Here is a 1,069-nt window from a genome sequence, read left to right as displayed (position 1 = left end):
TGTTCGTGGTTTCAGAACCAACACAGTGGACGCGAGCAACTGAGGACAAGCCCTCGGCCTATTAGTACCGGTCAACTCCACACGTTACCGTGCTTCCATATCCGGCCTATCAACCCAGTCGTCTACTGGGAGCCTTACCCCATCAAGTGGGTGGGAGTCCTCATCTCGAAGCAGGCTTCCCGCTTAGATGCTTTCAGCGGTTATCCCTCCCGAACGTAGCCAACCAGCCATGCCCTTGGCAGAACAACTGGCACACCAGAGGTTCGTCCGTCCCGGTCCTCTCGTACTAGGGACAGCCCTTCTCAAGACTCCTACGCGCACAGCGGATAGGGACCGAACTGTCTCACGACGTTCTAAACCCAGCTCGCGTACCGCTTTAATGGGCGAACAGCCCAACCCTTGGGACCGACTCCAGCCCCAGGATGCGACGAGCCGACATCGAGGTGCCAAACCATCCCGTCGATATGGACTCTTGGGGAAGATCAGCCTGTTATCCCCGGGGTACCTTTTATCCGTTGAGCGACGGCGCTTCCACAAGCCACCGCCGGATCACTAGTCCCGACTTTCGTCCCTGCTCGACCCGTCGGTCTCACAGTCAAGCTCCCTTGTGCACTTACACTCAACACCTGATTGCCAACCAGGCTGAGGGAACCTTTGGGCGCCTCCGTTACCCTTTAGGAGGCAACCGCCCCAGTTAAACTACCCATCAGACACTGTCCCTGATCCGGATCACGGACCCAGGTTAGACATCCAGCACGACCAGAGTGGTATTTCAACGACGACTCCACGAACACTGGCGTGCCCGCTTCACAGTCTCCCACCTATCCTACACAAGCCGAACCGAACACCAATATCAAACTGTAGTAAAGGTCCCGGGGTCTTTCCGTCCTGCTGCGCGAAACGAGCATCTTTACTCGTAGTGCAATTTCACCGGGCCTATGGTTGAGACAGTCGAGAAGTCGTTACGCCATTCGTGCAGGTCGGAACTTACCCGACAAGGAATTTCGCTACCTTAGGATGGTTATAGTTACCACCGCCGTTTACTGGCGCTTAAGTTCTCAGCTTCGCC

Annotated in this window: 1 rRNA gene; it reads right to left on the bottom strand. The window is 56.1% G+C overall.

From position 1 onward, the window contains the following. Window positions 1–41 precede the first annotated feature (41 nt). Window positions 42–1,069: ribosomal RNA gene (locus tag AB0K92_RS33570) — 23S ribosomal RNA — on the bottom strand; the annotation flags it as partial.

Origin of the sequence: Streptomyces sp. NPDC052687 (assembly GCF_040678395.1) — a bacterium.
GTDB lineage: Bacteria > Actinomycetota > Actinomycetes > Streptomycetales > Streptomycetaceae > Streptomyces.
This window is presented reverse-complemented; position numbering and strand designations above follow the sequence as displayed.